Genomic DNA, 25246 nt, shown 5'->3' on the forward strand with positions numbered 1-25246 from the left:
TTAACAATTAATTCTACATTAGTTTATGCAGTTACCAAAAATTAACATTCCCAAGAAATATCTAAAAATCGGCGTTTGGGTTTTAGGTGTGTTCTTGCTTTTATTTATATCTGTTGGTGTTTATGCTTATAGCAAAAGAGAAGCTTTATTAAAAAAAATGATGGCTAAGGCTATCGCAAAAGCGGATAAAGATTATGGCCTAAAAATTAAAATTGGTTCGGCTGGCTTTACTGGATTAAGTGCCGTAAATATGAAAGACATTTCGGTTGTTCCAAAAGACCGAGATACACTATCTACCATAAACGACATTACGGTTGCCGTAAAATTATTTCCTCTATTGTTTGGCGATGTTAAATTATCAGAAATTAATCTTGACCAGGGAAAGTTAAATATTGTTTTAAGAGACTCTACAACAAACATCGACTTCATTTTAAAACGAAAAAAGAAAGATAGCACAACTGCAAAAAGCAAAGTTAACCTTGGCGATTTGGCAAGTGATTTGTTAAACGAGGTATTTTACAAAATTCCTGATGACATGGAAATCAAGAATTTTGTGGTGCGTTTAAATGACAATGATACAGCATCCTTAAAATTCAAAACTAGTGCAACTATAGATAATGGAAAACTAGTTTCGACTATTGTTGTTAATGACACAACAGCAACTTGGCATGTCAATGGAAAATTAAATCCAGGTAAAAAAAGGCTTAACGTAATGTTTTTTGCTGATGGTCAAAAGTTTCAATTACCCAAATATTTAGAACAAAAACTGCATACCAAGCTCAGCTTTGATACGGCAAGCACAGAAATGAAAGATGCTGATTACAGTGGAGATGACTATAAAATTTCTGGTTCATGGGCTATCAAAAACTTAACCATTAACCAAAAGAGAATTTCTTCTGCTGATATTGTTGTTCCGGATGCAAAAATAGATGCAGATGTACTAATCGGGGAGAATTTCATTTCTTTGGATAGCACATCAACCGTGTTCTTAAAAAACGCCTCAGTTCATCCGTATTTAAAATACACCTTGTCTCCAAACAAGATTTATGAGATGAAGATCAATGCTGAAGAGCAAGATGCACAAGCTATTTTTGATGCTTTTCCAGTAGGCTTATTCGAGTCTTTAGAAGGAATTAAAGTACAGGGAAAGCTAAAATACAACCTTAACTTTTATTTAGATACTTCTATTCCTGATAGCGTAAAATTCGAATCTACCTTAACACCAACAAACTTCAAAATTGTGAAATGGGGGAAAAACGATTTACAGAAAATTAATTCAGATTTTGTTTATACGCCTTATGAATATGGCAAACCAATGCGAGATATTACCATTGGTCCATCTAATCCAAACTTTACTCGATTAGAAGATATTTCGTCTAATTTTAAAAATGCTATTCTAACGTCCGAAGACCCATCATTTTATAGACACAAAGGTTTTGTAGAAGAATCTATTCGTAAATCCATCGCTGTAAACTTTAAAGAAAAACGCTTTAAACGCGGTGGAAGTACAATTTCAATGCAGTTGGTTAAAAACGTTTTTTTAAGTCGTCAAAAAACTTTAGCTCGCAAGGCGGAAGAAATTTTGATAGTTTGGCTAATTGAAAACAATCGTTTAATTAGCAAGCAGCGTATGTTAGAAGTCTATTTCAACATTATTGAAATGGGGCAAAATGTGTATGGAATTGGAGAGGCTTCTCGACATTATTTTGGCAAATCCCCATCAGAATTAACAGTGGGTGAGGGTATTTTCTTAGCTAACATCGTCCCTAAACCTAAAGCTGCGATGTATAAGTTCATGAGCGATGGGAGCTTAAAACCTTATTTATATCCTTGGTTTAATTTTATTGGCAATACCATGGCCAGAAGAGGCTTAACACCCGCTGACACAAGTGGGTATGGCTTTTATAATGTTAGGTTAAGAGAAGGTTTAAGACAGTATTTATTGCCAGACTCTGTAGTTATTGATACTACTAAAATTGAAGCCGAAGAGGAAGATATGATGCCTCCAGGCGGAATGCAAGATAAATCTAAAAACTTGTTTGACCGATTATTTGGTGGCTCTAAAAAAGATACCGTTACCAAAGCTCCTACAAAAACCACTGATACTGTAAAAACAAAAAAACAACTCCGCCAAGAAAGAAGAGAACAACGCAGGAAAGAAAAAGAAAACGGAGGCTAAACAGGATGAACAAAATTCAAATACACAATAAAGACTTCGAAATCATGTTAGATTATGATATGATTTCCAAAAGAACGCGTTTAATTGGCATTCAATTAAATGTAGATTTTGAGAATCGTTGCCCCGTTTTTATTGGTGTTTTAAATGGCAGTTTTTTATTCATGGCCGATTTGCTTAAGGAAATTGACATTGCTTGCGAAGTTGGTTTTATCAAAGTTGCATCCTATCACGGTACGGAAAGTACTGGAGAAATTAAAGAAGCTTTTGGTTTGCCAGAAGATCTGCACGATAGGGATGTTATTTTAGTGGAGGATATTGTTGACACTGGTTTAACCTTAAAATACATTCTAGAAAAAGTTCACAAACAAAAACCCTCATCTGTTACAGTTTGCAGCCTATTGTTTAAACCAGCAGCATTAAAAGAGCCTATAGAAGAATTAAAATATGTAGGATTCGAAATACCTAATGAATTTGTGGTTGGTTATGGATTAGATTATGATGGTTTGGGCAGAAATTTAAAGGATATCTATAGAGCTACAAAGTAATTTAAGTCATCGGATGAATATAAGAATATGATATTTTTTTCCGAATTTTGCGACTTACTAAAAACTGAAGACAATGACCATACATAAAGAAGGTTATACCAGCCTTGCGCTTACCATTTTATTTATCATGTTGCTTAATGCATTTGTAGACTACAAATTTGCAGATGTAACTTGGTTGCGCTGGTTTATCTATATTTTATCTTTCGCATTATTTATTATCGTTTTACAGTTTTTTAGAAATCCTTCTAGAACATTTACATCAGGCGAAAACTTGGTTATTTGCCCTGCAGATGGTAAAGTTGTAGTAATTGAAGAAACTGAAGAAGGTGAGTATTTCAAAGATAAACGCTTGCAGGTTTCTATCTTCATGTCGCCTGTAAATGTACATATTAACCGTAACCCAATTTCTGGTGTGGTTAAGTTTTTCAAATATCATCCTGGTAAATATTTAGCAGCTTGGAACCCAAAATCGAGCACCGAAAACGAGCGTACTACTACAGTTGTAGAACATGCTAACGGTACGCCTGTGTTGTTCAGACAAATTGCTGGAGCATTGGCTCGTAGAATTGTTTGGTACATTAAAGAAGGAGATCAAGTAGTACAGACAGAACAGTTTGGCTTTATTAAATTCGGTTCTAGAGTTGATATTTTCTTACCAGTTGGCACTAAAGTTAACCTGCAATTAGATCAAGTTGTTAAAGGCGGAATTACAGTTTTAGCAGAACTTAGCTAAGTTACTTCCTTACCATATTAGAAATCCCTGCCTGCGGTAGGCAGGTAAGGACAGCTTAGCATTTCTACATTTCATCTTTCTTAGATTAACTTAGATGCCTTAGATGGTAAAGTTTTAGAAAAACATCGTCGGTAATCCTAGGCTATTGCAGCTCTGCTTTGCTTTCCAAGTTTTTGTCCTTCGACAAGCTCAGGATGACATAACTATTTATTCTTCTCGCCAACCGTTCTTTGCGTAGGATAAGCAAACTCTGAACCATGTTGATTAACAATATCAATGATTTTGAAATTAACGTCTTCCTTAATTTTAAGGTAGTTATTGTACTCTATATTTTCTACTAAATACAAAACCTGAATATTTAGGGCAGAATCTGCGAAACTATCAAAAGTAACTGAAGCATCTGTTGTGTGCTCACTTTGTTCTAAAAATGCATTGATGTCTTCGATTATATTTTTAATCAAGGCAGAATCAGTTTCATAAGTAATGCCGATATTAAATTTAACCCTACGGTAATTTCTACGGGTCATATTTTCTAAAACACCATCTATCATTGCCCTGTTTGGGATGATGATTGTTGTTTTGTCTGTACTGCGAAATACAGTGCTTCTAAAGCCAACTTTCTCTACCGTTCCTTCAATTCCATCAACCTTAACTAAATCGCCTACAGTAAAAGGTTTATCTATGAAAATTGTAAATGATGCAATTAAGTTTTCTAATGTTTCCTTTGCAGCCAAGGCAATAGCAATACCCCCAATACCCAAACCAGTGATTAAGCTTAATGCATTAACCTCGAATACATAACCTAATAAAACGAAAAAGCCGATAAAATAAATAACAAACTTAAATAACTCCTTTAAAAAAGGAACCAATTGGTCGTCTGCTTTATTCTCAGATTTAATGGCCTTATAAGTAAATACGTGGGCAATAAAATCTATTATCCTTAAAATAATCCAGAAAAAAGAAAGGATGATAAGGAATAAAAATGTCTTATCTAATAGCTCGCCAAGCGTAAATGGCTGTAGGGTTTTAACATTATTTATCTGCTTGTTAAAATGAAACACCACAACTTCTAATGGGTGTTTTAATTGATTAACCGCAAGATATAAAGTGGCAAGGCTGATGAAAAACTCAAACGGCTTTAATAATAAAGCAATGAAAGTATCTATTTTAACCTCTTCGGCAAATTTTTTGAACAGTTTAAAAAGTAGCTGGCTTAATCTCTTAGAAACGAATCTCTTTAATAAAAGTCCGAGCAAAATGATGCCCGCAAACATACAATATGCCTGTACTGTATTGCCCCAAATTACCTGTTCAAAAAATTGATTATCCATTTTATACTAATTGTTTCAACGCAATTTCAAATGCGGTGCTTGATAAATTTGTTCTTTTATTTGAAGTATTATAAACGGCTTGCAATGCATTATGAATGATATTAGATGCATCAGAGAAAATTGCATCATCGCTCATTTCTACATTGCGCTGCATTAAATAAGCAAAAACTCTTGCCATACCGCAGTTTGCAATAAAATCTGGAATGACAGCTACGTGATTATCTGTATGTTCCATGATGCTTCCGAAGAATATCTCTTTATCGGCAAAAGGAACATTAGCGCCACAAGCTATAACTTCTAACCCAGCTGTAATCATTTTATCAACTTCGGCTTGTTGCACCAATCTAGACGAAGCCGCTGGAACAAAAATCTCAGCACCTACATTCCAGATCTGTTCACTTGCTTCTGCAAAAGGAATCAAATTGTCTGCAACCAATGTGTTGTTAACTCGGTCGTTAAACAAAGTTTTAATCTCTTGTTCTGTAAATCCTTCAGGTTTAATTAAACCACCAACACGGTCAATAATACCTACAATTTTAACGCCTTGTTGTGCCAAGTAATATCCTGCTGCTGCAGCAACATTACCCCAACCTTGGATAATTGCTTTTTTACCTGCAATTTCTCCACCCCAAATATTATAATAATGTCTTATCGATTCAGAAACACCGTAACCTGTTATCATATCGGCTACCTTATATTTTCTTTTGATATCTGGCGTATAATCTAAATCTTCCAATACTTTAGAAACGCCATAACGTAATTGTCCAATTTGGTGAATTCTTTCATTTTCTCTAGCCTGATAGTGACCGCTAATCACACCTTCTTGTGGATGCCATAAACCATAACTTTCGGTTATTGGAATAACTTCGTGTATCTCGTCTATGTTTAAATCTCCGCCAGTACCATAATAACTTTTTAATAACGGCATTACGGCTTTATACCAACGTTCTAAAACTTCTTTTTTACGAGGGTTCGCAGGGTCGAAGTTAATACCAGATTTTGCACCACCTATTGGCGGACCAGAAACGGTAAACTTTACCTCCATTGTTTTGGCTAATGATTCAACCTCACGCTTGTCAAGTCCTTTTCTCATTCTTGTTCCACCGCCAGCAGCACCGCCACGCAACGAATTGATAACAACCCATCCTTCAGCCTCAGATTCTTTGTCTTTCCATTCAAAAACAATCTCTGGCTGTTTTTCTTCGTATTTTTTTAATAAATCCTTCATTACATTTTTCTATTTGGTGGCGCAAAGATAAAACAAAAAAACCTCCACGAAACTAATCGTGAAGGTTATATATCTTGTTAAAGAATATTATTTTCTTAAAGACTTGATACGAGCAGCTTTACCAGTTAATTCACGTAAATAGAACAATTTAGCTCTACGTACTTTACCGTGACTGTTAACTTCTACTTTATCAATATTTGGAGAATTGATTGGGAAGATACGCTCTACTCCAACTCCATTACTCATCTTACGAACAGTAAACGTTTCATTAGCACCAGCACTGTTACGTTGAATAACAACACCTTGATAAATTTGAATACGTTCTTTATTACCTTCGCGAATTTTATAGTGTACACTAATTGTATCTCCTGATTTGAAAGAAGGAAACTCATTTTTCGCGATTACCTGCTCTTCTACAAATTTTACTAAATCCATGATTTTAAGCTATTAAGCCGATTTTTTGTTGTTTAAAATCGGACTGCAATATTAGGAATTTTATTTTAAAAATAAAAGTGAAGTTCAAAATAAATTTATTTTTTAACAAATGGCGATTTTTCCACAATATGATGGGGTTAAATTGTGTACATGCCGAGGTGTTAAGATGTATGATTTGGCCGACTCCACAACTCCACAAATAACGGCTCAACTTACTTCAGCAAGTCTGGCCTACGCTCTTGTGTCCGCTTAACCGCCTCATCGTGGCGCCACTCGTTTATCTTTGCCTCGTGCCCGCTTAACAACACATCGGGAACCTTATGCCCTCTCCACTCCGCTGGTCGCGTGTATAGAGGTGCATCTAACAAATCTCCTTGAAAACTGTCTGATAACGCAGAAGTTTCATCATTCAAAACGCCAGGCACCAACCTCACGACAGTATCAACCACAACCGCAGCAGGCAATTCTCCTCCAGACAAAACATAATCGCCAATAGAAATTTCACGAGTTACATAAATATCTCTTATGCGCTGGTCAATTCCTTTGTAATGCCCACATAAAATGATGATGTTTTTTTGGATCGAAAGCTGATTTGCAATTCCCTGATTTAAAGTTTCACCATCTGGTGTCATGAAAATAATCTCATCGTATGTTCTTTCGTTTTGTAATTTTTCTATACAGAGCGCAAAAGGTTCTACAGACATGATCATTCCGCTACCACCACCATAAGGATAATCATCTACACTTTTCTGTTTGTTGGTGGCGTAATCTCTTAAATTATGCACCACAATTTCTGCTACTCCTTTTTTTTGTGCCCGCTGTAAAATAGAATGAGCAAAAGGACTTGTCAATAAATCTGGTAAAACGGAAATGATATCGAAACGCATGTTGCAAAGATATGGAAAATGGAAGATGTAAAAAGGAAGATGTGCTTAACGTGGGGGAATTAGTGTTAATTATAATTTAGCTCCAAGCACATTTTCCGTCTTCCCTTTTTCATCTTACATCTAATCTCCTTCTTCCAATTGAAAAACTTCCTCAACGGGAACATTAAAAACCTTTGCCATTTTTAAAGCTAACACAGTTGATGGAACGTATTTTCCAGACTCTATGGTATTAATGGTTTGACGAGAAACTTGAATTAAATCTGCCAGTTCGGCTTGAGTTATATTTTTTATTGCTCTTTGCACCCTTAGATTATTTTTCATAACTCATTCCTCCCTCAAAAGTATTTAATAATTTATTGTTTTTGTATTTGATAAATTCCATTCTGATAATAAAAAACAGTAGTAATGATATCTGCGCAAATAATAGAACGAGTAAAAAGTTTAATGAATAAAACAGAATGGTTGCTAAAAGAAGAACACTGTAATTAAAATATACTGCTAATTGCAAATTCTCCAATCGCTGTTGCATCACCATTTCATCTTCAATTCTGTTTCGCGAAAAAGTCCAAAGCATAAACCCAATTACTAAACCTAGGTAAGCGGAAGAAGAAAAAGTGTCTGACAAATCTTTTGTTTTGATTACCGTTACTAAAATAAATACCACCAAGCTTATGAGCGAAAGAAAGATGCCAATTTTCCGATAAGGCGAATTGGGCAAAAATTTTGGTTGTGACATAAGATAGCTCTCCTTGTTAACATGCATCAAATAATTGTATCGAATTATGAAAATGACTAATGGCGTAAATAAATTTAATTCTGAAGCATGCTCACCAATAAATGGAATTTCACCGATGGTTATACTAAATAAAAGACCTATGATATAGAGAACATAATAAATCATGATACTCCAATAAAGCGAGTTCAATCTTAATTTTGCACTTAATTCATCTTCTTCTTTATTTCTAGAAAATGCAATCAAAATCAATCCGCCTACTACTAAAAAAATTGCCAGTTCATTTGTAAAGTTTTCAAATGATGGTTGAAAAAGGTCATTTCTTTCTCGCATCTTAAACCCAAAACCAGGAATTTCATATTTATTTATGGTATATAAATAACCCAAGATAAACCCTGGGATTGCCAATAAGTAACCAACAATAGCACACCACGTTGGAAACAGGAATTTACTTTTCATTTTTAAATCTTTTTAAGTTCTACATTAGACTACAAGATTGCGCATCAAGTTTGTTTGAACAAATGTAAAACATATTTGTCATTAATGTCAAGTATTTTTTACTAAAAGATTAAAATATTTTACATAAAGTCTTAAAAAGCGCTTAAATAGTCCACTGGTCGTGGATGATGGCAACCACAAAATATTGGCCATCAGTTTTTTCGAAGACCAACCTAAGGCTTGTCCAGTCCATTCCGTTGTTTTTTTGGTCAAAACCACTAAAGTGGTAATCAATAAAATGATGATTTGGATAAATTGCTTTTAGGTTATTTAGCGAATTACCTTGTTTCATGATTTGGTCAAAACCTACTGCTTCGGCATTAACATAATCAGCATTATATACAAACTTTTTAAGATAGCTAGGAACTAAAAGCTTAATGGGCTCGCCTGTTCCATCGTAACTCCCCCAGGTTAAAATCCACTTTTTGTTGATTGATTCTAAAAAATCATCTGGTGTTAACCTTTTGCTTTTAGCAAAATCTATAAATCCGTAAGGAGAAAAAAGAACTCCTTCGCTCGAAAAGTATTTAACTAATTCGGAATAATTGTTTTCTTCTAAAAAGGCCAGAATTTGTCTTCCTGTAGCTTTAACTGAATCCTGTTGACTTAAACCATCTTCATCTTTTGGCGCTTCTACTTTAGAAGAAGTATCAACAGTTGATGAGGGCATTTCTTTCTTGCTTTCTTTCGGGTTGTTGCAACCCCAGAAAACAAACAACAATAAGCTAAAGGATATTAGGCGTTTCATAACAATAGAACGTTTAAAACGCATCAATGTTTATAGGTTAAGCATTTAAATAAAGGTCGAGCAATCCTTCTGGCAAATCTACCAGTAAAGTTTTCTCGTCTTCATCAATTTCAATAATCATATCTTCATTTAAAGGGAACAAAATTTCTTTCTCTTTATAAAGTAGGGTAGCAACAAATTGTTGAGGATATTCGTGAACTTCTAGTATTTCGCCTAATTCACCTTGTGTTTCATCAGTAACTATAAATCCTTTTAAATCTTCATAACCAAAATCATCTTCATCGCGTTCGGGCATTTTGCTTAAAGGCATATAGATTTTCTTTTTAACCAAGGCTTGAGCTTTATCTATATGGTCTAGGTCTTCGAAATAAAAAAGCCCAGTATTATTTGGATACAGTTTATGAGACTCTACAAAAAACGGAACCATCTTGCCGTTCATATCAGCGAAAACCACATCCAAATCTAAATCCTCATAAGCATCAAACTCAAAGTACAATTGTACCTCGCCTTTTAAGCCTTTGGTTTTAGTAATGTAACCGATATAAAACGCTTCCTCTTTTATCATATTTCAAGTCCCCTTTAGGGGATTTAGGGGTGGGTTAAATAAAAATAGCGTCCCGAAACTCGGAACGCTATCATAAGTTAAAACAAATCTATGATTATGCTCCTTCTTTTTTCTCTTCTTCAGTTGAAGCCTCAACAGCAGGAGTTTCTTCAGCAACTGGAGCCTCTTCAGCTACAGCAGCAGTTTCTTCAACAGCTGGAGTTTCTGCTACCACTTCTTCAGTTGCAGCTTCAGCAGCAGGAGCGTCTTCAGCAACTACTTCTTCTTCAACAACCTCTTCAGCCACAGGTGCATTTTTCAATGCAATTGCAGCAGCACGGTCAGCATTTTTCTTAGCTTCAGCAGCTAAAGCAGCTTTTTTAGCTTCACCTTTAGTAGAACTTAAGCTTTCTTTTTTACCTTCGATTTGGCCACCTTTAGCTTCTAACCATTGAGCAAATTTAGCATCTGCTTGTTCTTCAGTTAAAGCACCTTTTTTAACTCCACCTTGTAAGTGTTTTTTGTATAAAACACCTTTGTAAGAAAGAATAGCACGAGCCGTATCGGTTGGTTGTGCACCTTTGTTTACCCAGTCTAAAGTTTTGTCGAAGTTAATTTCGATAGTTGCAGGATTGGTGTTTGGGTTGTAAGAACCTAAACGCTCAATAAATTTACCATCTCTTGGAGAACGAGAATCCGCTACTACCACGTGGAAAAAAGGTTTCCCTTTTTTACCGAATCTTTGCAATCTGATTTTAGTTGCCATTTTTCTTTTAAGTTTATGTATTCAACATAGTTCCCGGAGCTTCGTGCTTGCGGGGATGCAAAAGTAAGTAAAATACTAATAACTAGCAAACTGCATTATTTTATATTCAAATAACATTACTACAATAGCAAATTTGGATATTTACAATTATGAAAATAGCCATAGATATGGACGAAGTCTTAGCCGACCCCATTAAAAAATTTATTCAACTTTATAACCGCGATTACGGCATTCCATTAGATTTAAAAATAGAAGCTGGCAATGAGATTTATCAGCATATTCCAGAACACATTAATAATAAATGGTTCGATTATATTAATGAAAAAGGCTTTTTTAGAGATTTAGAGTTAATTGAAGGAAGCGTTAAAGCCGTAAAGAAATTACAAGAAAAACACGAAGTATATATCGTTTCTGCAGCAATGGAATTTCCAAATTCATTAGAAGACAAATATCATTGGCTAGCCGAACATTTTCCCTTTATAGGCTGGAGAAACATCATATTTTGCGGTGAAAAAATTGTAAACACTGATGTAATGATAGACGATAGAGCTAAAAACTTCATCGATTTTAGGGGCAGGACATTGTTATTTACATCACCCCACAACCTTTTATTGACGGAATATGAACGTGTAGATAATTGGCAACAAGTTTTAGATAAGTTGATGTAGGCGTTAAACTTCGTCATGCTCAGCTTGACTGGGCATCTTAATGCTATATTAAGAATGGGAGTGAAAGCATCTGCAATTAACTCCTTTAGTCGGGCTTTTTGCTAAATCTTTTCCCCTAAAACCCCTAAAGGGGGGGGAAAGGATATCACTCCAATCCCACCTATTAACGGAAACCCGTGCTGCTATTTAAGTTTTTCCGACTAAAGACTTAGAATCTCCACAACTTTTCCTTCTCCTAAAATTTAAACTCTCCAATCAAATGCCCTTTGTTTTTATTTCCTTCTTCTAGCGGAATTATGATTATTTTTCTTTCTTGTTTCCCTGTTGAATATCTGGTGTAAATTTCAGCGGTAACAGTTGTTGGTCCGCCAATGCTTACCTGTCTATCACCATAGTAATCTACTTCAATTTTATAACTTCCTTTAATTGCTTTTTTAAGCATAAACTGCTCCGGACCATAACCATCAGTAAAATCATTACTTATTCTACCCCCGATAGCCGTACTTTGATTGCTATAATAACACTTTTCGCCTTTAGGGTCTGTTAACCACAAATCAATGTCTGTATCGTTTTTATTCCAATTTAATACTACTCTAATATCAACAGGTAATGGCTGAATTAATCGTTTATCTATTCCTTTTGTGTTTAATAAACTTCCATATTTGGCAATCAAATTATTTATTTCCGCAATCACAATCTCTTCAATACCATCATCTCTATCAGATGTTTGAGTATTATAACTTTGAGTCAGTACCTTACATAAATTATCCAACGCTTGTTGATAAGCACCGTTATCGGCCAATGCCAGAGCATAATCGCGGTAACTTTGCGCATCCATCGGACGCCATTGCAATATTTTTTCTGTTATATATAATTCTGACCTATACTCTTTAGTTTGTTTAAGCTTGTAAGCAAGTACCTTAAATAAATCTGCATTTTCTAAATCTAAATCAGCAATGTTGCTTAATATAGTTAGCGCCCTTGTGCTATCTGCCTGTTGATAAAACCAGTTGGCTACATCAAAATAAAATGTTGGCGTGCTTAAATATTGTGGCCTAATCGCTAGGTATTTTTCATAAGCTTCTTTTGTTGTTCCTGTTAAAGACTTCATGTAATCCTTATCGCTTTTAAATTCTGGAACAATAATTACAGCTTGTTCTACTACTTTTGCGGATGAATAGCTTACTGAAACTCCGGCAACTCTTCCAGATAAAGCTTGATTTACGGGTGCAGAGCTTACCACTTCATAAAGAGTGTTATCGTTACTGGTTTTACTTGCCTGAGCTTCTCTCCTTCTAAGCATAACCTCTTGAGTTTGTTGATTTGCCATTCTATTCGCATTTCCAGCATTCCCAACAGCCACAGGTTCTGCTGCTGCACTATCGTGAACAACAACTGGTGATGGAAATTTAACCTGGTCGTTTTTTGGAGGATGACTAAAATCAGTATTCCACCAAGCTTTTAAAACTTTACTCATTGCTACGGCATCATTAACTAAATCAGTTTTGCGTTCTAAAATATCCGCCCTACGACGTTTAACAACTACGTCGTATTGCGCTCTTAATTCTGTTGGGGGAACAATGTCATACCTTAAATAATCATCAACACTTTCTAATACAATTAAACTGGTATTTCTAGTTACAATCCCAAATTGTCTACTCAATTGGCTAATCTCAACTTTGTTAATTTCATATTGGATATCCATTTCTGTAATTTTCTTTTGAGCCCAGATTCTGCTCACATCAATTGAGCTTAAAGCTTGTGCATTAGGATCTAGACGAACTGTCTGTTCACTCACAACCATATTTCCATAGCCAAATTGCAACACAATACTCGTGCTATATTGACTTAAAATACCTGCAATGGCTAAATGCCCTGTTATATTAACATGCATAGATGGATAAGTTTGACGAACTTCTCCGCTATTTTTGATGCCTAAATATTGCAGTTGTTCTACATTCAATTGTTTAAAAGCATCTTCAACTTTTGTATTATTTAGGTTTATAAATTCACCGCCAGATTTTAAACTGATGTATTTCAAATTACTATAATCAGCTTTGTTTGATGAATTAATGGTATGGATTGGTTTGTTTAGGAAAACCGTGTTTTTGCCGAAGGTAGAAAGGCCATCTGTAAAGAAAATGTATTCATTTCCTATCAAAGCCCGTTGATTAATTGAGCTAAAATTAGTTCCTCCATCATAAACGATGTTTTCTAATCTCTTCTTTAATAAAGTCCAATCTCCATTGGTTATTACAAATGAACCGCCATTTTTAAAGGTATTATTTAGCAATCCTAAATTGATGGTAAGGTTTTGTTTTTGTTGGATAAGCAATTCTAATAAGGCTAATTCTTTTTTAAGGTCTCTTTGTAGGCCACTTAAAGAACAGTCCCAAATTAAACCTATTTGATTATTCAACACTCGTGGTCTGCTTTGCTCTTTCGGGAAAACATTAACCAAGAAATAATATCCACTACTTGCTTTTTGCATTTGCACTTCTGGAATATTTGTAAGTTTAGGCAGGTTTATTGTTATTCCTTTTTGAGGTTGATAATTTGTTTTTTTCATCTCCGCCAAATAAGTATTTCCAACGTTTTTAAAGCTAAAACTTCCGTCTGGTTGCTCAAGTAATTCCGGCTTAACAAGACTTTCGAATACTGTAGTTTTGAGTGTAAAATTGGCAATTGCCTGATTATAATCCAAAGGTAAATGATAAAGTAAAACATTGCTTTTATCAAATTTCAGTTCTTCTTCATAACCAACAATTATTGTCCTTGTTCCTTTTGCTGGCATTGGATAAATTCTTGTCCTGAAGTTATTTCCTTCTACTTTTTCCAATAACCCTGGATCTACTCTTCTATGCTCAATGCTTTCAAATACTTCTGTAGCTTTTGCTTTTTCTACAGGAACAGCTTCTCTCATTTTTCCATTAATATCTAATGCATAACGGCTAATGGTTACGCCCTCTGGCATTGGAAAAGTTAATTCTCCCTCTAAAACACGATTGCTGTTGTTGTAAAATGTCATTGTCATTACCGTTTTGGCAATGTTTCCAGTTATCTGAACATCGACATTCAGTTTTTGCAAATTAACCGATTCTTGTTGTGCATTAGCTGTTTTTATTTTGAGAACAGGCATTTGGGCATTGCCCAGAAATGAAAATAGTAGCAATATTAAAAGAGAGGATATGGAAAGTTTCATAGCTGTAAGTTTTACTATTGATGCGAAACCTACAGCTATTTCACAAATGTTAGTTAAACTTTTTATAAAATACCTAGAAATGAGTAGATGATATGCAATAAAAAAACCGCAGAAAACAGTTTAAATCTGCTCTTCTGCGGCTACATTTTTTAATTTATTCTCTTACATTGAAAGTATTTCTACCAACCTTAACCAAGCTGGTGTAATTTTTTCTGCGTCTATGTGTTTGGTGGTTTGAGAAAATGGCGTAAAAACGATTTCTTTATTTATCTGACCCACCATTACATCAGTTTTTCCTTCTAACAACCCTTCTACAGCGGCTACACCTAGGCGACTTGCCAAAACTCTGTCCATACAGGTTGGTTTGCCACCACGTTGTATGTGACCTAATACAGAAATGCGAATATCGTATTTAGGAAATTTCTCTTTTAATGCTTCGCCTACAACATATGCACCACCTCCTTCATCGCCTTCTGCTACGATGATAATTTTTGAAGCTTTATCTTTACGTCCGGTTTCTATTCTGTGGAATAATTGGGGTAAGCCAACCTTTGCCTCTGGAATTAAGATGGCTTCGGCACCAACGCCAATACCACTTCTTAGAGCTATTAATCCAGAATCTCTGCCCATCACTTCTACAATGAAAAGTCTATCATGCGATTCGGCAGTATCTCTAATCTTATCAACGGCGTTAACAACATTGTTTATTGCAGTGTCATAACCAATTGCGAAATCGGTACCCATTAAATCGTTATCAATTGTACCGGGTAAACCAACTATAGGAAAATCAAATTCTTGGGAAAAGATGTCCGCTCCTCTAAAAGTTCCGTCTCCACCAATTACTACGAGGGCATCAATTTCACTTTCTTTTAAATTTTTATAGGCTTGGGCTCTGCCTTCTTTAGTACGAAAAGCATCACATCTGTAAGTTTTTAATATGGTCCCCCCACGTTGGATAATGTTGGCTACAGACTTTCCATCCATAGGAAAAAAATCTCCTTGGATTAATCCTTCATATCCTCTTAAGATTCCGGTAACTTTTAAATTGTGGTATAAACTAGCTCTAACTACAGCCCTAATAGCAGCGTTCATCCCTGGAGCATCGCCACCTGAGGTTAAAACGCCTATATTTTTAATTGTACTCATTTTATTTTTTTGTTGCTGATTTAAATTGGTCTATGCCACTTTGCAAATATGCTGCATATTCTTTTGCATCAAAAATTGCTCCTTGAGGCTCAACTAATGGGTTTAAATTATGATCTGCCAACACATAATAAGGTTGCGAATTAGACCCATATTTTGTTGCTTGTAAATCTTGATTCCATCTTCCTAAATCATCAGTATCACCTTTCAAATATTTTGAATAATGAACTTTATTCGCCGGCATTTTAACTTTACGCTCGTCAACATAAAGTTGGATAAGCACATATTCTTCTTTAATTAATTTGCCAACTTCTGGATTGATCCAAACATCGTCTTCCATTCTCCTACAGTTTACACATGACCATCCTGTAAAATCTAACATTACGGGTTTGCCAACCGTTTTTGCATATTCAAGCCCTTCATCTAAATCAAAGAATACATTAAAACCAATGGGTGGATGTAGAACTTCGCTGTATTTAACTTTTGCAGGAAATGCTGCGCTTGCTTTTGTAGCTTCTGTTGAACCACTTCTTAAGATAAAGTCTTGCGTATGCATTGGTGGTGCAATCCCACTTAAAACACTTACTGGAGCTCCCCATAAGCCAGGAATCATATAAACGGCAAATGCAATAGAAACTATGGAAAGTAGTAATCTTGGCACAGAAATAAAAGGCAATGGGCTATCATGTGAAAACTGTAGTTTACCAAGAAGATAGAATCCCATCATGGTAAATATAACAATCCACAACACCAAGAATATCTCTCTATCAAACCAACCCCAATGCCATACCAAATCAGCAGAAGATAAAAACTTCAATGCTAAGGCAAGCTCTAAAAATCCTAAACAAACCTTTACGCTATTTAACCAACCGCCAGATTTTGGCATATTATTTAGAAAGCCTGGAAATATTGCTGATAAGGTAAATGGTAAGGCTAATGCAAGTGAAAAGCCAAACATTCCTACTGCTGGCCCAAGTAATTCACCTTTTGAACTTGCATCTACCAACAGTGTTCCAATAATTGGGCCGGTACAAGAAAAGGATACTAATGCCAAAGAAGCGGCCATGAAAAACAGCCCACCCAATCCTTTAGTCGTATCGGCCTTTTGGTCAATCTTATTCACAAAAGAACTAGGCAATGTTATTTCAAACGCCCCAAAAAATGATATTGCAAAAATGACCAGCAGAATAAAAAACAAAATGTTAAATGTACCACTACTACTTAGCTCGTTTAATTTTGCTGATCCAAATAACACTGTAATTAATAATCCAACCCCAACATAAATCACAATAATTGAAAGCCCATAGATTATTGCTTGTGCAATTCCTTTTTGTCTACTTCCTCCCTTTTTCATAAAGTAGCTAACGGTTAAAGGTACCATTGGAAAAATGCATGGCATCAAAAACCCTAGAAACCCTCCCAAGAGCCCCTTGATAAAGGTTTCCCATAGTGTAAGTGTCTTTTTTTCTTTTTGTACACCTCCTGTTTTTGCTGCCGCTGCCGTATCCTTTTTTACAGTATCTGTAGCTACAGGCGCTACCTTGCTATTCGCTATGCTATCTTCCGCAGAGCCAACGGTTGTAAATCCATCATCTTCTACTTTTGTAGTTGTATCTGTTTGCAGTTTGATTGCGTAACTTGAGGCGGGTTGTAAAACCAAAAAAACACCGATAAGTAATATCAGTAATCCTATTTTTTTCATGCTTGTTTTGTAAAGGGGGTGAAATTAATAAATCTTTTTATTAATGACGGTTAATGTAAGCTTTAGGGTTATTTACATTGCATTGGTATTACATTTTTATTTCACTGGAATGCTAAAAGCAACTTCATCAGAAGGTAAACATTTCTTATCATTACAAGCCATAAATTCTACTTTCCCCTTAACTATTGTTGATGTTTTATTAAGCTTTATTCTTTGAGCAAAAACAACTTCATTTTCAAAATAAGTTAAATTAAGTTCTAAAATTTTGTCAAACTTAGAAACAGGTTTTGGTGCTATGGTTTTTCCTATCAAAATGTAATCTTTTGATGGTGAAAAACTAAAGCTTGTTTTAGCAGGGATACCTTTTACATCTAAGGAATAAATATGCCATCGGTTTTGCATTTTAGCCTTCAAATATAACGTTGCTTCATTTTTATTTACCTTTTTAGCTAGGTACGTCCAAGAGACAGGCTGTTCCAATTGCGCATCAACCCTTGTAAATGCGAAAATCAAAACCGCGAATAGAATTATTCTCTTCATATTTTTAAATAAAAAAAGTCCCGATAAATCGAGACTTCCATAAATTTTATTGTTTTATTTAACAGGTATACTGAACGTTACTTCGCTGGGTGGTAAGCATTGTTTGTCATTACATACCATAAACTCCACCTGTCCTTTAACTACGGTTGTTCCCTTATTCAACTTTACCTTTTGTTGAAATATAACTTCGTTCTCGAAATACAAAACATCCATCTTAAAACTTTTTTCAAATTTTGTAATTGGTTTTGGCTCTTTTGGTTTTCCAACTAATGAAAAGTCTTTTGATGGTGTAAAGGTAAATACGGTTTTATTTGGCCCGCCCGGTTTTATATTTTGAGAATAGATATGCCAATCATCTTCTATAGTGGCTTTTAGATAGACTATCGCTTCTGTTTTACTAATTTTTGTTGCTTTATAAGACCAGCTCACTGGATTTTCCAATTGGGCAAAAGCTCCAACTGCACTAAAAAACATTAACGTCAAAATTAAAATTGCTTTCTTCATTATTTATGGGTTTAAAAATTCTATTTCTTTAAAATTAAACTGGGTTACTTTTTCGTCTCTCATAACATTAAGCAATCCTAAATCTGTTATTCCTAAAATTATACCTTCAAAAATCTCGCCATTGTGGCGATACATTGACGGAATGTTAATTTTATACAACTTATGAACGTAAGCTTCTGTTAAAAAAGCATGTGCCCCTGTTTTTAGTTGTAGGTATAAACTTTCTATTTGACTACAAATTTCGCTCAACAGCTCAGCTAAATTAACATCTTCCTGTAAAATTTGATGTAACGATGTTGCTTTAGAAGCCAATTCATTTGAAAAATCTTGTTGGTTAATGTTCAAACCTATGCCAATAACGGCAGTTTTAATGGCATTGCCCACAATTGAGTTTTCTATTAAAATGCCGCCTAATTTTTTATTTAAATAGTAAATATCATTTGGCCATTTTATAGTTATTCCTACAGGCACATACTTAGATAAAGCTTTGTTTATGGCAATGCTGATGGCTATATTTAACAAAAACTGTTTGTTAAGCGGTAAAAATTTTGGCTTTAATAAAATGCTTACGGTTAGGTTTTTTCCTGGCTCTGCTTGCCAGGTGTTTTCTTGTTGACCCCTTCCTGCAAACTGGTGGTCTGCCATAATTACAGTTCCTTCGGGTAATGGCTCGGATTTTGACACCAAATTCTTTAAAAAAGTATTAGTAGAATCAACCGCTAATAATTTGATAAGATTTTGACCAACAAATAATGTTGAAAAAGTGTTATTTTGCAAGTGTTGATTTATATTTGTTGATTATCAAAATTAAAAATTTTTAATGGTAAAAAAGAAAACCGCAAATCTTTCTACATACCTCTCTGAAATAGCTGTACAAGGCATACAAGAAAAAAAAGGGCATGACATTGTTCGTTTAGATTTAAGAGAACTAAATAGTTCTGTTTCTGATTATTTTGTTGTTTGCAATGCAGATTCTTCCACACAAGTAAAAGCAATTGCTGATAGTGTTGAAGATGAAATCTATAAACTAACTCAAACAAGTCCTTGGCATAAAGAAGGTCAGGAAAACGCCGAATGGATTATCTTAGACTACTTTGATATTGTAGTACACATTTTTAAAACCGAAAAACGTGAGTTTTTTGGAATTGAAGATTTATGGGGCGATGCAGAAGCCACCTCTTACAAAAGTGCATAGCCAATTTATTTACACACATTTGAACTAACATGAAAGAACCTCAAAATACAGATACCAAGCCAAAACAGATCAGACGAACTCCAAATATTCCAAAAAAACCCCAAAAAGGATCTAAATTCAATATTTTTTGGGTTTATGCAGCAATTATAGTTGCACTAATAGCAGCTCAGGTTTTATTTTCTACAGATAGTGTTAAAAACGTAGATTATAAAGTTTTTGAAAGCGAAATGCTTTTAAAAGGTAACGTTAAAAGAATCCTTTCGTATAAATCTGATGACATTGTAATTTCTGAAGTCTTTATAAAAGATGATAAAGTAGAAGACCCTGCTTATAAAAAATACAAAAGCAAATCGGCTTTCAATACAGGTACAAATAAAGGTCCTTTAGTTACTTTTACTTCACCTTCTACCGATGCGTTGGATAAAAGATTAGAGGCATCTCAAACCAATGCAAAAATTCCTCTAGACCAACAGTTAAAATCTGAAACAACTTCAAAATCTAGTCCTTGGTCTGGTCTATTTGTGAACATTGTTATCCCTTTGTTATTAATTATTGGGCTTTGGATATTCATGATGCGCCGTATGGGCGGTGGTGGCGGTGGTGGTGGTGGGCAAATCTTCAACATTGGAAAATCAAAAGCAACTTTATTTGATAAAGAAAGCCAAGTAAATATAACTTTTAACGATGTTGCTGGTTTAACGGAAGCCAAAGTGGAGGTAATGGAAATTGTAGATTTCCTTAAAAATCCTAAAAAATATACAAACTTGGGTGGTAAAATCCCTAAAGGTGCATTATTGGTTGGGGCTCCAGGAACCGGAAAAACATTATTGGCTAAAGCGGTTGCTGGCGAGGCTCAAGTTCCATTTTTCTCTTTATCAGGCTCTGATTTTGTGGAGATGTTTGTGGGTGTTGGAGCTTCTCGTGTTCGTGATTTGTTTAAACAAGCTAAAGATAAAGCGCCTTGTATCATCTTTATTGATGAGATCGATGCCATTGGCAGAGCTAGAGGGAAAGGTAGTATGATGGGTGGAAATGATGAGCGTGAAAACACCTTGAATCAATTGTTAGTAGAGATGGACGGTTTCGGTACCGATTCCGGAATTATTATCATGGGCGCAACCAATAGGGCCGACGTATTAGATAGTGCTTTGTTAAGACCTGGTCGTTTTGATAGACAAATCTATGTTGATATGCCCGACATTAATGAGCGTAAAGAAATATTTAATGTACACTTAAAGCCAATTAAATTAGAAGAAAACATCGATATTAATTTCTTGGCCAAACAGACCCCTGGTTTTTCAGGAGCTGATATTGCAAATTTATGTAATGAAGCTGCATTAATTGCTGCAAGGAAAACGCATGAATCTGTAACTAAACAAGATTTCTTAGATGCCGTTGATCGTATAATTGGCGGTTTAGAGAAAAAGAATAAAATAATTACTAAAGAAGAGAAAAAAGCTATTGCTTTCCATGAAGCTGGCCATGCAACTGTTTCTTGGTTGTTAAAACATGCGCATCCGCTAATTAAAGTAACTATTGTTCCTCGTGGCCAATCTTTAGGTGCCGCATGGTATTTACCAGAAGAAAGAAGCATTACCACTACCGAGCAAATATTAGACGAAATGTGTGCTACAATGGGTGGTAGAGCAGCAGAGAAAATCACATTTGGTAAAATTAGTACAGGTGCATTAAGCGATTTAGAAAAAGTAACTAAGCAAGCTTATGCAATGGTTTCAATGTATGGACTAAACGATAAAATAGGCAATATCTCTTATTACGATTCTAGAGGTCAAGAAAGTTTTACCAAACCTTATTCAGAAGCTACAGCAAGAATTATTGATGAAGAGGCTAGCAAAATTATTGAGGAGCAATACCAAAGAGCCTTACAAATTTTGGCAGATAATCAACAAAACCTAGTTAAACTAGCCGAGAAACTATTGGTGGCAGAGGTGATTTTCAAAGAAGACTTAGAGGAAATATTTGGCAAACGTGAGTTTGATACAGAGGGCACAGAATTACTTGCAGAACTTGTTCCTGCAGATAATGTTTCCTTAATTACTCCAACAAAAAAAGACCCTGGCACTCCTTCAGCTCATGCGGAAGAAGAGCCTAAATAAAAAATAGATTAATTAATTTACAAAAGAAGCAGTCTTATAATTAAGGCTGCTTCTTTGCTTATATCCTTCCCGTTAAGTAATTTTGGCTGTCGTATGAAAGAGAATGTTTCTTCAAAAGAATTAATGCTTAAAAAAATTAGAAAGGCCTTGCTAGAAAAGCGAGACAATCCTTATCCTAATTTAGAAGAAAGCCAACTTTATAAAACCAATTCAGAAGAGCTTGAAGTACTTTTTGCCGAACAGTTAAATGCAATATCTGGTAATTTTATTTTCTGTGAAAACGGGGTCGATTTCATTGAAAACATTCTTGAGCTTGCCGATAAATTTAAATGGCGCAAAATTTATTGTTGGGAACCAGAACTACAGGCTTTATTATCGCATTACGAATTTCCCTTTTACCAGACTGATAAAGATTTTGAACAAGCAGAGGTAGGTATCACACTCTGCGAAGCTTTAATTGCTCGTAATGGCTCTGTCATGGTAAGTAATCAATATGCCGCAGGGCGAAGATTAAGCATTTTTCCACATCACCACATTGTAATAGCCAGAACCGGACAATTAGTTTTAGACTTAAAAGATGCCTTTCAAATGCTCAAAAATAAATACGGCACTCAAATCCCGTCAATGGTAAGCAACATTACTGGACCAAGTAGAACGGCTGATATTGAAAAAACTTTGGTGCTTGGCGCACATGGCCCTAAAGAATTATTTGTGTTTTTAATTGACGATTTTAGCTAATTATTTTTAATTTCAATTAAAATATAATAGATTTATACCAAATACCGAATTAGTATAGGGTACAGAATAGGGCACGATGAACAAAATTTATTCAGTTATTACTGGTACAGGAAGTTACATACCAGAGAATATCATCTCTGGCGACCATTTTATGGATGCTTCTTTTTTCGATAACGGCATTAAGCTAGATAAAGAAAATACAGAAATCATCAACAAGTTTAGTGAAATTACAGAAATTATAGAGCGTCGTTACGTTGATTCTAATCAATTGAATAGCAACATTGCTGCCCTAGCTGCTCAAAAAGCTATTGCTGCTGCTAGGATAGACAAAGAAAGTTTAGACCATATTATTTTTTGCCACAATTTTGGGGATGTTAAGGAAGGTTCAAATCGCATGGATATGCTACCTGCTTTAGCTGCCAAGGTTAAGCAAATGCTCGAAATAGAAAATCCAGATTGTGTTGCTTATGATGTGATTTTTGGTTGTCCTGGTTGGGTTCAAGGTGTAATTCAAGCTGATTACTTAATTAAAAGCGGCGATGCCAAAAAAGTACTGGTTATTGGATCTGAAACACTATCTCGGATTATCGACCCGCATGATAGAGATAGTATGATTTTTTCTGATGGCGCTGGTGCTGTAATTTTTGAGGCTAAAGAAACTGAAGAACCAACAGGAATTATTGCACATAAAAGTCAGACATTTGCAAGCCACGCCTCTCTTTTAACAATGGGAAGTAGTAATAATCCTGATGAAAAAAACGGTAACACCTATCTAAAAATGAATGGACGTAAACTTTATGAGTTTGCCGTAATCAATGTTCCCCAAGTTGTTAAAAAAGCAATAGATAAATCAGGTGTTCCATTAGATAAAATAAAGACAGTTTTCATTCACCAAGCCAACGGAAAGATGGACAATGCCATTATGAAACGTCTTTTTAAACTATATGATTTAGATTCTGTGCCAGATAATTTAGTTCCTATGACCATATCTTGGTTAGGAAATAGTTCAGTTGCAACCATCCCTACGCTAATAGACTTAGTTTTGAATGACAAAGTAGAAGGTTATAAAATTACAAAAGGAGAATATGCTGTTTTTGCATCGGTTGGCGCAGGAATGCACATTAATGCTGTGGTTTATAAGTTTTAGATTGTTTTGTCATTCCGACCTTGGAGGAATCTGATTTTTTTGATTAATCTCTTCTAAGAGTTTCTTTGGGGGCCAGAATGATAAGCAAAGCTATCCACCAATCCTTCTTAACCCTTGCTTAGCTTCATTTTCGATGCTATTTTCTTGCTCATGCCCTTTCATTGAAATAGCGAGGTTAAAGCTGGATTTTGCTTTTTGAGTGTTCTTTTTAGCTTCGTAAATTATTCCGATTTGTACGGCAGATTTTGCCGCAAAATAATACTTTAACGATTTCCCAACCGTAATTGCATTTTGATAATTCATTAATGCCATATCGTCTTTCCCTAAAGCATCATTTAATCTACCTAGACGGTAATGATACTCTGTTTTATCTTTGGCTGATGCATAATCCTCAGCTTTACTATCAGACAAAACATCAAGTCCTTTAGCAAAATACCCACCATCAAAAAGTAATCTTGCCTTTAATAATTCTTTATTAGGCGTAGGAGAATTCGCTTCATTCAACGCCTGTTTATCCCTTTCTGCGAAGATAAAGCCGCTGGCTTTTGTTTTGGCTATTAAGGCTGAAAGATTATTGTTTTCTCCTTTTAATAGAGCAATCCACGCTAAATGTAAATAGGCATCTTTAATATTGTTTACACCCTTATTGGTTTGTAAAAATTTCTCGAAAGATGCCTCGGCAGAATAATCTAGCTTGTTTAATTTTGCAATTCCCATTAAATAATCTAAGTAGGGAAATGGCTGATAAACCGCCCCAGTGGGCCTATTCGCAAGTGTAGTGATAGCTACATCCGTGTGCCCATTTCTAGCACAAACATATGCCTGTAAATAACACTTTAGTAAGCTCGTATCTGGTATCCGAGCCATGTACTTCATTGTTTTTGCATAAGCGCTTGGGCTCTTCGCTACGTCAGACAGTACATAAGCATAAGTAAAAACCGTTTCTTCATAAAAAGGCTCGTATGCAGATTTTGGTAAATTCTCCGCCAATTTATCTAACATATTTAATCCAGCTTGTAAATTTCCCTTTATACCAAATGTTGATAGTGTTGACTTTAAAAACCCATCAGGCAACACACCTAAAACAGCGTTAATAAGCCCTAAGCCTATCCCATTTAAATGAAACCCCGGAAATTTTTTGGTGTTTTCTTGCAGTAAACTATTTGCTCTATTTATTTCTCTCGCAACAGTTAAATAAGAACCAAAACGACCTCTCATTAAAGCCCACTGTATGTTGATTTGAGCTTGCGCATAGAGGTAGTATGGAGAGCTTTTATCATCATCGCTTATTTGATCTAGCCTCACCTCTTTATTTGGCTCTAGTCGCTCAAATTCTGATTTACTCTCTGTGGTTAACAAATAATAATAATCTACATAATTCTCTAAAAATGGAACAATTGAATTATTTGGGTGAATTTTCTTTTCAGCTGCAATTAATTGACGAGCTGCATTTAGTTTAAGTTCGAAGATATTTTGATAGGCTTTTTGACAATTGGTATTAAAATCAAAATTTGCAGAAGCATTATTAGAAAATAGAAAGAAAATAGAGAATAGGAAATAAGAAATGGGTAACCTTAATAATTTGATTTGATGCATTGGTAGCAAATTCGTTTGAAAGTTTAAGTTAGTAATTTTATATAACGAACAAAAGTGGTCTTTGTTT

The 25246-nt window shown here is 35.1% G+C and carries 23 protein-coding genes and 1 pseudogene; 8 read left to right on the forward strand and 16 right to left on the reverse strand.

The genetic code is table 11. The features are described from left to right. Positions 1–25 precede the first annotated feature (25 nt). The 3 genes from EZ428_RS02855 to EZ428_RS02865 all read left to right on the forward strand — a co-directional run bounded on the left by EZ428_RS02855 (position 26) and on the right by EZ428_RS02865 (position 3457). Positions 26–2179, forward strand: a complete 2154-nt coding sequence (locus tag EZ428_RS02855; protein WP_131551593.1) for a transglycosylase domain-containing protein — start codon at positions 26–28, stop codon at positions 2177–2179. Between the two features lie 5 nt (positions 2180–2184). Further along, positions 2185–2724, forward strand: a complete 540-nt coding sequence (gene hpt / locus EZ428_RS02860) for a hypoxanthine phosphoribosyltransferase (protein ID WP_131551594.1) — start codon at positions 2185–2187, stop codon at positions 2722–2724. Positions 2725–2797: 73 nt separating this feature from the next. Next, positions 2798–3457 (forward strand): phosphatidylserine decarboxylase family protein, encoded by a 660-nt coding sequence (locus EZ428_RS02865; protein WP_131551595.1) that lies wholly within the window; start codon positions 2798–2800, stop codon positions 3455–3457. A 203-nt stretch (positions 3458–3660) separates the two neighbouring features. Here EZ428_RS02865 and EZ428_RS02870 read toward each other — a convergent pair whose 3' ends face one another. The 9 genes and pseudogenes from EZ428_RS02870 to EZ428_RS02910 form a co-directional block, all read right to left on the reverse strand. Next, positions 3661–4788 carry a mechanosensitive ion channel family protein gene (locus tag EZ428_RS02870; protein WP_131551596.1) on the reverse strand — a complete coding sequence of 376 codons (1128 nt, stop codon included), beginning with the start codon at positions 4786–4788 and terminating at the stop codon, positions 3661–3663. Between the two features lies 1 nt (position 4789). Then, positions 4790–6016 (reverse strand): Glu/Leu/Phe/Val dehydrogenase dimerization domain-containing protein, encoded by a 1227-nt coding sequence (locus EZ428_RS02875; RefSeq protein ID WP_131551597.1) that lies wholly within the window; start codon positions 6014–6016, stop codon positions 4790–4792. An 87-nt stretch (positions 6017–6103) separates the two neighbouring features. Then, positions 6104–6451, reverse strand: a complete 348-nt coding sequence (rplS, locus tag EZ428_RS02880; RefSeq protein ID WP_131551598.1) for a 50S ribosomal protein L19 — start codon at positions 6449–6451, stop codon at positions 6104–6106. 212 nt (positions 6452–6663) lie between these two features. After that, positions 6664–7338: a tRNA (guanosine(37)-N1)-methyltransferase TrmD gene (gene trmD, locus EZ428_RS02885; protein ID WP_131551599.1), complete on the reverse strand. Its 675-nt coding sequence runs from the start codon at positions 7336–7338 to the stop codon at positions 6664–6666. A gap of 120 nt (positions 7339–7458) precedes the next feature. Beyond that, entirely contained in the window at positions 7459–7659 is a 201-nt protein-coding gene (locus tag EZ428_RS02890; protein ID WP_131551600.1) for a helix-turn-helix transcriptional regulator, read from the reverse strand. Beyond that, a complete protein-coding gene (locus EZ428_RS02895; protein WP_131551601.1) occupies positions 7649–8530 on the reverse strand; it encodes a hypothetical protein in 882 nt (293 codons plus the stop codon). Before EZ428_RS02895 ends, EZ428_RS02890 begins: the two co-directional genes overlap by 11 nt. Before the next feature lie 142 nt (positions 8531–8672). Beyond that, a complete protein-coding gene (locus tag EZ428_RS02900; RefSeq protein WP_131551602.1) occupies positions 8673–9317 on the reverse strand; it encodes a hypothetical protein in 645 nt (214 codons plus the stop codon). A 37-nt stretch (positions 9318–9354) separates the two neighbouring features. Continuing rightward, positions 9355–9882 (reverse strand): ribosome maturation factor RimM, encoded by a 528-nt coding sequence (rimM, locus tag EZ428_RS02905; protein WP_131551603.1) that lies wholly within the window; start codon positions 9880–9882, stop codon positions 9355–9357. A gap of 214 nt (positions 9883–10096) precedes the next feature. After that, a pseudogene (locus tag EZ428_RS02910) lies at positions 10097–10627 on the reverse strand (30S ribosomal protein S16); the annotation flags it as partial. A gap of 149 nt (positions 10628–10776) precedes the next feature. On the opposite strand from EZ428_RS02910, the gene EZ428_RS02915 reads away from it, so the two are divergent. Next, on the forward strand, positions 10777–11295 hold the full coding sequence (locus EZ428_RS02915) for a 5' nucleotidase, NT5C type (RefSeq protein ID WP_225870984.1): 519 nt from the start codon (positions 10777–10779) through the stop codon (positions 11293–11295). A gap of 235 nt (positions 11296–11530) precedes the next feature. Here the strand turns inward: EZ428_RS02915 and EZ428_RS02920 are convergent, their stop codons facing one another. From EZ428_RS02920 to EZ428_RS02945, 6 genes are all read right to left on the reverse strand, one after another. After that, positions 11531–14497: a VIT domain-containing protein gene (locus EZ428_RS02920; RefSeq protein WP_131551605.1), complete on the reverse strand. Its 2967-nt coding sequence runs from the start codon at positions 14495–14497 to the stop codon at positions 11531–11533. Positions 14498–14659: 162 nt separating this feature from the next. After that, entirely contained in the window at positions 14660–15643 is a 984-nt protein-coding gene (gene pfkA / locus EZ428_RS02925) for a 6-phosphofructokinase (RefSeq protein WP_131551606.1), read from the reverse strand. Between the two features lies 1 nt (position 15644). After that, a complete protein-coding gene (locus EZ428_RS02930) occupies positions 15645–17342 on the reverse strand; it encodes a protein-disulfide reductase DsbD family protein (RefSeq protein ID WP_131551607.1) in 1698 nt (565 codons plus the stop codon). Between the two features lie 96 nt (positions 17343–17438). Continuing rightward, positions 17439–17882 (reverse strand): protein-disulfide reductase DsbD domain-containing protein, encoded by a 444-nt coding sequence (locus tag EZ428_RS02935; protein WP_131551608.1) that lies wholly within the window; start codon positions 17880–17882, stop codon positions 17439–17441. Between the two features lie 54 nt (positions 17883–17936). Beyond that, complete coding sequence (locus EZ428_RS02940) at positions 17937–18386, reverse strand: protein-disulfide reductase DsbD N-terminal domain-containing protein (RefSeq protein ID WP_131551609.1); 450 nt, start codon at positions 18384–18386, stop codon at positions 17937–17939. 3 nt (positions 18387–18389) lie between these two features. Continuing rightward, on the reverse strand, positions 18390–19163 hold the full coding sequence (locus tag EZ428_RS02945; RefSeq protein WP_131551610.1) for a biotin--[acetyl-CoA-carboxylase] ligase: 774 nt from the start codon (positions 19161–19163) through the stop codon (positions 18390–18392). A gap of 43 nt (positions 19164–19206) precedes the next feature. Between EZ428_RS02945 and rsfS the strand changes: the two genes are divergently transcribed. The 4 genes from rsfS (at position 19207) to EZ428_RS02965 (ending at position 23583) form a co-directional block, all read left to right on the forward strand. Next, positions 19207–19581, forward strand: coding sequence for a ribosome silencing factor (gene rsfS, locus EZ428_RS02950; RefSeq protein WP_131551611.1), 375 nt, complete (start codon positions 19207–19209; stop codon positions 19579–19581). Between the two features lie 29 nt (positions 19582–19610). After that, positions 19611–21698 carry an ATP-dependent zinc metalloprotease FtsH gene (ftsH, locus tag EZ428_RS02955; RefSeq protein ID WP_131551612.1) on the forward strand — a complete coding sequence of 696 codons (2088 nt, stop codon included), beginning with the start codon at positions 19611–19613 and terminating at the stop codon, positions 21696–21698. Between the two features lie 93 nt (positions 21699–21791). Further along, on the forward strand, positions 21792–22436 hold the full coding sequence (locus EZ428_RS02960) for a LutC/YkgG family protein (RefSeq protein WP_131551613.1): 645 nt from the start codon (positions 21792–21794) through the stop codon (positions 22434–22436). A gap of 76 nt (positions 22437–22512) precedes the next feature. Continuing rightward, positions 22513–23583: a 3-oxoacyl-ACP synthase III family protein gene (locus EZ428_RS02965; RefSeq protein ID WP_131551614.1), complete on the forward strand. Its 1071-nt coding sequence runs from the start codon at positions 22513–22515 to the stop codon at positions 23581–23583. Between the two features lie 90 nt (positions 23584–23673). Here the strand turns inward: EZ428_RS02965 and EZ428_RS02970 are convergent, their stop codons facing one another. Next, positions 23674–25179 (reverse strand): tetratricopeptide repeat protein, encoded by a 1506-nt coding sequence (locus EZ428_RS02970; protein WP_131551615.1) that lies wholly within the window; start codon positions 25177–25179, stop codon positions 23674–23676. Between the last annotated feature and the right edge of the window lie 67 nt (positions 25180–25246).

The sequence above is a fragment of the Pedobacter frigiditerrae genome (assembly GCF_004331645.1).
Classification (GTDB): Bacteria; Bacteroidota; Bacteroidia; order Sphingobacteriales; family Sphingobacteriaceae; genus Pedobacter; species Pedobacter frigiditerrae.

What these genes read in the sequence shown, in the direction of transcription:
- trmD (WP_131551599.1), bottom strand. Translation starts at nt 7,338, where the DNA reads ATGCGTTTCGATATCATTTCCGTTTTACCAGATTTATTGACAAGTCCT.
- EZ428_RS02965 (WP_131551614.1), top strand. Translation starts at nt 22,513, where the DNA reads ATGAACAAAATTTATTCAGTTATTACTGGTACAGGAAGTTACATACCA.
- rsfS (WP_131551611.1), top strand. Translation starts at nt 19,207, where the DNA reads ATGGTAAAAAAGAAAACCGCAAATCTTTCTACATACCTCTCTGAAATA.
- EZ428_RS02970 (WP_131551615.1), bottom strand. Translation starts at nt 25,179, where the DNA reads ATGCATCAAATCAAATTATTAAGGTTACCCATTTCTTATTTCCTATTC.
- EZ428_RS02935 (WP_131551608.1), bottom strand. Translation starts at nt 17,882, where the DNA reads ATGAAGAGAATAATTCTATTCGCGGTTTTGATTTTCGCATTTACAAGG.
- rimM (WP_131551603.1), bottom strand. Translation starts at nt 9,882, where the DNA reads ATGATAAAAGAGGAAGCGTTTTATATCGGTTACATTACTAAAACCAAA.
- rplS (WP_131551598.1), bottom strand. Translation starts at nt 6,451, where the DNA reads ATGGATTTAGTAAAATTTGTAGAAGAGCAGGTAATCGCGAAAAATGAG.
- hpt (WP_131551594.1), top strand. Translation starts at nt 2,185, where the DNA reads ATGAACAAAATTCAAATACACAATAAAGACTTCGAAATCATGTTAGAT.
- EZ428_RS02875 (WP_131551597.1), bottom strand. Translation starts at nt 6,016, where the DNA reads ATGAAGGATTTATTAAAAAAATACGAAGAAAAACAGCCAGAGATTGTT.
- EZ428_RS02865 (WP_131551595.1), top strand. Translation starts at nt 2,798, where the DNA reads ATGACCATACATAAAGAAGGTTATACCAGCCTTGCGCTTACCATTTTA.
- ftsH (WP_131551612.1), top strand. Translation starts at nt 19,611, where the DNA reads ATGAAAGAACCTCAAAATACAGATACCAAGCCAAAACAGATCAGACGA.
- EZ428_RS02960 (WP_131551613.1), top strand. Translation starts at nt 21,792, where the DNA reads ATGAAAGAGAATGTTTCTTCAAAAGAATTAATGCTTAAAAAAATTAGA.
- EZ428_RS02900 (WP_131551602.1), bottom strand. Translation starts at nt 9,317, where the DNA reads ATGAAACGCCTAATATCCTTTAGCTTATTGTTGTTTGTTTTCTGGGGT.
- pfkA (WP_131551606.1), bottom strand. Translation starts at nt 15,643, where the DNA reads ATGAGTACAATTAAAAATATAGGCGTTTTAACCTCAGGTGGCGATGCT.
- EZ428_RS02920 (WP_131551605.1), bottom strand. Translation starts at nt 14,497, where the DNA reads ATGAAACTTTCCATATCCTCTCTTTTAATATTGCTACTATTTTCATTT.
- EZ428_RS02895 (WP_131551601.1), bottom strand. Translation starts at nt 8,530, where the DNA reads ATGAAAAGTAAATTCCTGTTTCCAACGTGGTGTGCTATTGTTGGTTAC.
- EZ428_RS02890 (WP_131551600.1), bottom strand. Translation starts at nt 7,659, where the DNA reads ATGAAAAATAATCTAAGGGTGCAAAGAGCAATAAAAAATATAACTCAA.
- EZ428_RS02870 (WP_131551596.1), bottom strand. Translation starts at nt 4,788, where the DNA reads ATGGATAATCAATTTTTTGAACAGGTAATTTGGGGCAATACAGTACAG.
- EZ428_RS02940 (WP_131551609.1), bottom strand. Translation starts at nt 18,386, where the DNA reads ATGAAGAAAGCAATTTTAATTTTGACGTTAATGTTTTTTAGTGCAGTT.
- EZ428_RS02930 (WP_131551607.1), bottom strand. Translation starts at nt 17,342, where the DNA reads ATGAAAAAAATAGGATTACTGATATTACTTATCGGTGTTTTTTTGGTT.
- EZ428_RS02915 (WP_225870984.1), top strand. Translation starts at nt 10,777, where the DNA reads ATGAAAATAGCCATAGATATGGACGAAGTCTTAGCCGACCCCATTAAA.
- EZ428_RS02855 (WP_131551593.1), top strand. Translation starts at nt 26, where the DNA reads ATGCAGTTACCAAAAATTAACATTCCCAAGAAATATCTAAAAATCGGC.